A 6,830-nucleotide genomic window follows, 5' to 3' on the forward strand; every position below is an offset into this window, starting at 1 on the left:
GTAGTTTTTTGTTAATAATGAACTTTTTTTCTTTTTATCCATAGAATTAATATTATTCCAAGAATTATTGATATTAAACTTACAATTTGAGCTGTCCTTAAACCAAAGACCATTAAACTATCTGTTCTTAAGCCTTCAATAAAGAATCTTCCTATTGAATATAAAATTGCATAACCAGCTAAAACTATTCCTTTATCTTTTTCTTTCTTTTTAAGAGCTAATAATACTAAAACTATACAAACTAATAAATCCCAAATGGATTCATATAAAAAGGTTGGATGATAATAAGCACCATTTATATACATTCCTCTTTGAATAAACTCAGGAAATCTACTAATAAATTCCTTTGTAACTTCTCCTCCATGGGCCTCTTGATTCATGAAGTTTCCCCATCTTCCTATAGCTTGTGCTAAAATAACCCCCGGCATTATTACATCTACATACTCAAGGAAGTTTATCTTTCTGTACCTTGCAAATAAATATCCTGAAATTAAAGCACCTATTACTCCCCCGTGGATTGCCATCCCGCCATTTCTTATGTTTATAACGTCTATAAAAGAGTGATAATTTTCAAATTCAAAAATAACATAATATAATCTTGCTGTAATTATTGATACTGGAAATACTACTAAGAAGGCATCAACTATTACTTCAAAGTTTAATCCTTTTTTCTTAGCTAAGATGTTGGCTAATAACAAAGCTGCTACTACACCAAGAGATATAATTATTCCATACCACATAATTTCTATACCAAATATTTCAAAAGCCACTCTATTCATATTTATCACCTTACCTTACTTATTGTAAAATACTTGTTCTTATTATAGTTTATTATCAACTTTATTTCTAGTATTATAAAAGAAATTTGTAAGCAACTTACTGCAACTTTCATTATATAGCCAGTTTACCTGAACATACCAATTAAAAATATTATAGTCTAGTAAGTTAACTATAGATCCGCAAGCCCCCATATCTCTATTAAAGGTTCCTATATAAAGTTTAGATATTCTGCTTTGAGCTATGGCAGCCGCACACATTGGACACGGTTCTAAGGTAACATACATTTCTGCTCCTTGAAGCCTCCAATTACCTAATTTTTTACAGGCTTCTTCTATGGCTAAAATCTCTGCATGAGCAGTTGGCTTGTTTAGAGTTTCCTTTAAATTATGAGCTCTAGATAAAATTTCTCCATCCTTAACAATAACAGCTCCAACAGGTACTTCTCCCTTATTATATGCAATTTGAGCCTCTTCTAAGGCTATATCAATATAATCCATAAAAATTTCCTTTCCATAAAAAAGAGCTGTAACACAACTTATGTTATGAAACAACCCTGCTTTTAAGTTAATTATACATTGTCAACTTTGAATTATTTAAGTAAAAATTCTCACTTTCTTGACTCTATTTCTATCCACTTTCTCTACAATAAATTTAATATTATTATATTTGACTTCTTCCTTTTCCTTAGGGATTCTTCCTAATTGCCCCATTACTAAGCCACCTATAGAATCAAATTCCTCTGATTCCATATTAACTCCTATAAGCTCTGATATATCATCTAGTTTGGCACTTCCATCAACTATATATTCATCTTCTTTTACTACTATTATTTCATCATCATCTTCTTTATCATATTCATCTTCTATTTCACCAACAATTTCTTCAATTAAGTCCTCTATAGTTACTATACCAACAGTACCACCATATTCATCTAAAACTACTGCCATATGATTTCTTGTTTTCTTCATTTCATTTAATAGTTCAGATATCTTCTTATATTCAAAGGTGTAATATGGTTCTCTTATATAATCTAAGACATTAAAATTTTCATTAGGATTATCAACTAAAATAAGATCCTTTATCCCCAATATTCCTATGATATCATCTATCTTATCTTTATATATAGGTATTCTTGAAAACTGCTCCCTTTTAATGACTTCCATAACTTCTTCATAACTAGCATCAGAAGGTAATGCCACGATGTCAACTCTTTGAACCATAACATCCCTTACTTGAGAATCTGCAAATTCTATAACATTAAATATCATTTCTTTTTCAACGTCTTCAAGAACGCCCTGCTCTTCGCTTACTCCAACCATAGTTTTTATTTCTTCTTCTGTTATAAATTGTTCCCTATTGTTAGCTTCTCCTCCTAATATTTTTATTAATAAGCCAGAAACCTTTGTAAAAATTGTTACTAACGGATTAAATATTATTACTAAAATACTGATAGGTTTTATTACTGCCAAAGAAACTTTTTCTGAATTTAGTTTTGCTAAAGATTTTGGAGTTATTTCCCCAAATATTAGTACCAAAACTGTCATAATTGCAGTTACAAATCCTATTGAACCTTCACCAAAAGAAGAAATTGCAATTGAAGTTGCTATTGAGGATGCTGCAATATTAACTATATTATTACCGATTAAGATGGCACTTAATATCTTACCAGGATCCTCTAGTAACTTTTCTATTAGTTTTGCTCCTTTTACCTCTTCATCTACCATATGCCTTATTCTAATTTTACTTAAGGCCATTAAAGCTGTTTCTGACATGGAGAAAAAGCCCGATAAAATTAATAATACTATTAGTAAAATTATCTGCCACGTGTAACTGTCCAAACTATTCCTCACTCCTAAAATAAATATATTCTTATATAAATATTATACCATAATTTATATTTAATTCCTTTTATATAAAAAATAAAAGATAAAAGCCCACAAATTTCTTATTAAAATTTGCAGACTTTCCTGGTATCCCCAACAGGAATAAAACCATAGATTTTTATAAATATTAGCTTGTCCCCAAAACTTCTTAAACCCTTGTATTTACTTAACTTTTATTATAGCTTGTACATTTATAAATTTTCTTATGTTGATATAAATATTAAATAAATGTCGGTATTTGGTCGGTATACAGCCGATATTTTTTAACCTACTATCTTATTATGTTAGGCTTTTAAATTTCTCATTGCTAAATAATTAAAGGTAAAAAAAAGAGTAAAGATTTTTCCTTACTCTGAATAATAAAATTAAATTAAACGCAAACTACTTATACAAGAATATAATTACTAACTTATATCAGAATGTTTTTCTTTAAACAATTCTTTAAGCGAATTATATTCCTCTTCTATTCCTTTATAATAATCTTGAATAGGTATAACATTAGATTTTTTCTTTTTATACTCTATTTTAGCATTATTACAAGGTTTATTATTTTCAATAATTTGAATGTAAGGCGTGTTAATCTCACTATCAAACATATTGAATTTTAGTTGTTCGTAGTAGTTTTTATTATCCCACATAATAGGAGCTACTACTTTCTCATATCGTTCCTTAGTAAGTCCCTTAAACTGAATTACTTCTTCGGCTGATATAGTTCTTTTCTTAGAGCTTTTTAATCTTGAAACTAAGTATCCTAGTAAAACTTTAACTGTAGTAAATAAAAGTATTATCATTAGTATTTTTATCATGTTTTATCTCTCCTTTTATTGTATATTCATACCTCTTCTTTTTAGTTTTGTGTAAGTGTTTTCTGGTGTTTTGTATAAATAGTTTTCTGATGTGGAAATGAGGTATGTAAAGACTTAGAATAAAAACTTATCTAAGTTATTAAATTCTAAGTCAGTATAAACTACTTCAAAATTCTTGGAGTTATATCTAATACTCTTATTTTCTGTAGTTATAACTAATATAGGGAATACCCCTCTAAACTCTTTAAAATCGTTTCTAAGCCTGTATAACTTTTCATATGATATATTTACCCTAAAGTTAGTTAAACACCCCTTAAAATTGAATTCTAACAATGTTAGGTATATATAACCATCCTTTATAAACTCTAAAAAGCATATAGGAGTTATTTCACCATTTAGATAAACTGGATCATTGACTATCTTGGTTATCTCACATTTATTTTTCTTTAGTGCTGCAATATATTTTTCCATTGCTCTATTCTTTAGACTTCTAGGTATTTTCAATTTTAATCATTCCCTTTTTAACCTTTTTAGGTGGTCTTTGATAAAGCACACTTTCCTTTTTAGCCTTTGTTTCCTGAGCCCCCTCTTTTACCTGTTCTTGTGATTTTTCTTTTTGTATTTCTCCAGGCTGGTCCTTTACTGCTACTTCCTTTTTCCCTGGAGCTTCTTCTTGTAATTTGGGGGCTGAAGATTCAGCTGTGATAATTTCTCTATTTTTGATTGGTTCTTCTAATAAAGGCAACTCTCTTGGAACTTCATTCACTATTATAGTTTTTATTCCATGCAGCTTTTTGGCTTTATTAATGGAATTTTCAGGAGTTATTATTTCTTTTACATAATCACTTAAAACCTTAAAATCTTCGTCTAGGAATGGAGTTTTTACTATCTCCATAGTTTTGCTTGTACCATATACCAAGCACTCTCTATCCTCCAAATTTGTAGCGTCCTCACACTCTATAATGTTTTTACTATCTATGGTGCTTATCTGCCTAAAGCTTATTCTACACATTTGAGATTTTACATCACTAGGTAAGTTTGATACTGTAGTTCTTTGAGTAAGTGCGATTAAATGAATACCACTACTACGCCCAGCTTTAACAATAGTTAGAATATTGTCCCAACATTTATTTTTTAATTCCTTAATATCGTCCCTATCACTACTTGAAGGCATAAAAAAAGATAACTCCTCTATTATATAAAATACTCTCTTTATCTTTTTATCTTTAAAATGTTTATTGTAGTGCTTTAAATTCTTAATTCCTATAGATGAAAAATATTTGCTCCTTTTGTCAATTAACTTTGCAATTCTCTCTAGATCATCAGCTATTTCTTTTAAGTCCTCACTTGCAAATTTAACTGGCTTACAATTTTTAAATAACCCTAATTCTCCCTTTAATATCTGCCCCAGGTGCAAGTCTATTTCATCACTTGAGTTATATACCAAATTAGCTAATACGGTGCTTAATAAGAATGTTTTCCCCGTTCCTGTAGCTCCACCGATTAATATATGACTATCTTTATTCACATCAATTAAATAATCTCTATTATCAAATGTTTTTCCTATTAAAATCTCATAAGGTTGAGTTTTTACAGGGGCAAATTTATATTCTCCTATATCTTCTGTAACTATTTTTATTTTAATTGTACTACTAAACCTTATTTTTTGAATAAAAGCTAATCCCTCAAATTTATTTTCAATATCTTCTTTTACATCTTCAATTTTTTTTATATTTAATCCTGATGGTATTTTTACATTTAATATAAATCCATTTTCTATAAACTCAATCTTTCTTACTGATGGAACTATCTTTGATTCCTTAGAATGTAACTTTAATTCTTGCATCAACTCTTCCCAATCTCTTTTAATGCTGTTCTTTTTCCTCTGATCTATAGTAAATCTTAAATATAATGAAGTCGCTGCTAACCCACCAACAACAACTAATTCCATATTTAAACCTCCCTTTAAAGGGGTAGATTGCCTAACCCCTTATATATTAAATTTCCCCTAAGTTGGAATTTACCCTATCTATTTCAAGCCTTAACCCAAATCGTGAAGATGAAAGGTTTAAATCAATCTCATATTTATTCATTTGATTTAAGACCTTCATTAGTTCTAAATCCTTGCTAATAATATTAAAACTGTCTCCACTTTCCATATCTAATAAATCTATTAAAACGTAAGCTTCTCCCTTTTGATTTTGCTTTAAATCTACTTTAGTTACCAATACATTAACTTTATTTAGTTTCATATTTACCTCTCCTTTTTCAAATCATAATAATTTACTTTCCCTATATGGTCCCCTTTCCAATCTGTATAACCTATAGGATAACTATTTGAGTATGTTATTTCATACCCTTCAAACTGGCTTAAAATCGTTTCTATACTATCTTTTGTGTACATCTTAACTTCAATAGGCTTGTCCAATGTTTTACGGCTATAACCATAAATCCTATAGCCTTCAAGCTCTCTATTCTCCATACTCTTTGTAATGTAAGTTGCAACATATAGAGCTATATTTGTATTATCCTCTTGATTCAAACTCCTTATATCTACAAACCCAAATCCCCAATATTTGTTATTAAATTTATTTTCTAGTTCCTTATGCTCCTTGCTTTTTCTCTCCTTGCTGCTGCTTAATTTTATTTCAACAGGTATATTACAAAGTAAGTGATAATGCAATCTATTGTTTAAATCTCCATACTCCAAAACCCACAAATATTTTAGATTCTTATAATCTCTTCTTAATTTAGTAAAGAGTAGGTTTAAACTTTTCTTGCTTTCCTTATAATCCTGTTCCTTAGCAAATGTTAATGTTATAAAAGTATTCATATCACTATTAGCCTTAATAAGCCTTATAATATTGTTTCTCGCCTTATTTAGAGTGTCTTTTCTATTTTCTTTTTTATCCTTAATTGCTCCCTTATTCTCATCTTTTTTCTTATCCTCTTCGTTGCTCTCTTCTAGTAATTTTTCTATTCTTTTATAGCCTTCATCTTTCTTACTCTCATTAATCACATAGTTATTAATTTTAAATATTTCTAATCTGTCCCCCGACTTAATAACCTTTAGATTATACATTTTAAACCCTTTTATATTGTTTCTGTTTGAATTACGCCACTACTAACAAGTTAAGGAGTATTTTTATTTATATCTTTATGCCATATTAATGCTAAAATAAAAATTAACAAGATTACAAATATAAAACTTAACAGAATTGCAAATGAAATAGTATAATTATCTCCGACGTAAGGAGGTAATTAGCATGATAGAAACAATAAAGGCAGAACTGAACATTTTGAGGTGCTTAAATATGAAACCAAACTATAGTGACTTAGCAAGAAAATATGGAGTTTCAAG

General features: G+C 29.0%; 8 protein-coding genes. All 8 read right to left on the reverse strand.

Translation table 11 applies throughout. The features are described from left to right. Positions 1 to 11: 11 nt before the first annotated feature. The 8 genes from lgt to KQI16_RS00365 all read right to left on the reverse strand — a co-directional run bounded on the left by lgt (position 12) and on the right by KQI16_RS00365 (position 6,551). Positions 12 to 779, reverse strand: coding sequence for a prolipoprotein diacylglyceryl transferase (gene lgt, locus KQI16_RS00330; RefSeq protein WP_216431445.1), 768 nt, complete (start codon positions 777 to 779; stop codon positions 12 to 14). 42 nt (positions 780 to 821) lie between these two features. Then, positions 822 to 1,277, reverse strand: coding sequence for a nucleoside deaminase (locus KQI16_RS00335; protein WP_216431446.1), 456 nt, complete (start codon positions 1,275 to 1,277; stop codon positions 822 to 824). Positions 1,278 to 1,373: 96 nt separating this feature from the next. Then, the gene (locus tag KQI16_RS00340) at positions 1,374 to 2,618 is read right to left on the reverse strand and encodes an HlyC/CorC family transporter (RefSeq protein WP_216431447.1); all 1,245 of its coding nucleotides are present in this window, start codon (positions 2,616 to 2,618) and stop codon (positions 1,374 to 1,376) included. Between the two features lie 449 nt (positions 2,619 to 3,067). Next, entirely contained in the window at positions 3,068 to 3,469 is a 402-nt protein-coding gene (locus tag KQI16_RS00345; protein ID WP_216431448.1) for a hypothetical protein, read from the reverse strand. A gap of 114 nt (positions 3,470 to 3,583) precedes the next feature. Next, positions 3,584 to 3,973 (reverse strand): hypothetical protein, encoded by a 390-nt coding sequence (locus tag KQI16_RS00350; protein WP_216431449.1) that lies wholly within the window; start codon positions 3,971 to 3,973, stop codon positions 3,584 to 3,586. Then, the gene (locus KQI16_RS00355; protein WP_216431450.1) at positions 3,960 to 5,420 is read right to left on the reverse strand and encodes an FtsK/SpoIIIE domain-containing protein; all 1,461 of its coding nucleotides are present in this window, start codon (positions 5,418 to 5,420) and stop codon (positions 3,960 to 3,962) included. The genes KQI16_RS00350 and KQI16_RS00355 overlap by 14 nt, the downstream gene beginning before the upstream one ends. A 46-nt stretch (positions 5,421 to 5,466) precedes the next feature. Next, on the reverse strand, positions 5,467 to 5,721 hold the full coding sequence (locus KQI16_RS00360) for a hypothetical protein (RefSeq protein WP_216431451.1): 255 nt from the start codon (positions 5,719 to 5,721) through the stop codon (positions 5,467 to 5,469). A gap of 2 nt (positions 5,722 to 5,723) precedes the next feature. Next, entirely contained in the window at positions 5,724 to 6,551 is an 828-nt protein-coding gene (locus KQI16_RS00365) for a rolling circle replication-associated protein (RefSeq protein WP_216431452.1), read from the reverse strand. Between the last annotated feature and the right edge of the window lie 279 nt (positions 6,552 to 6,830).

It is taken from the genome of Caproiciproducens sp. MSJ-32 (assembly GCF_018918055.1).
Lineage (GTDB): Bacteria > Bacillota > Clostridia > Clostridiales > Clostridiaceae > Clostridium.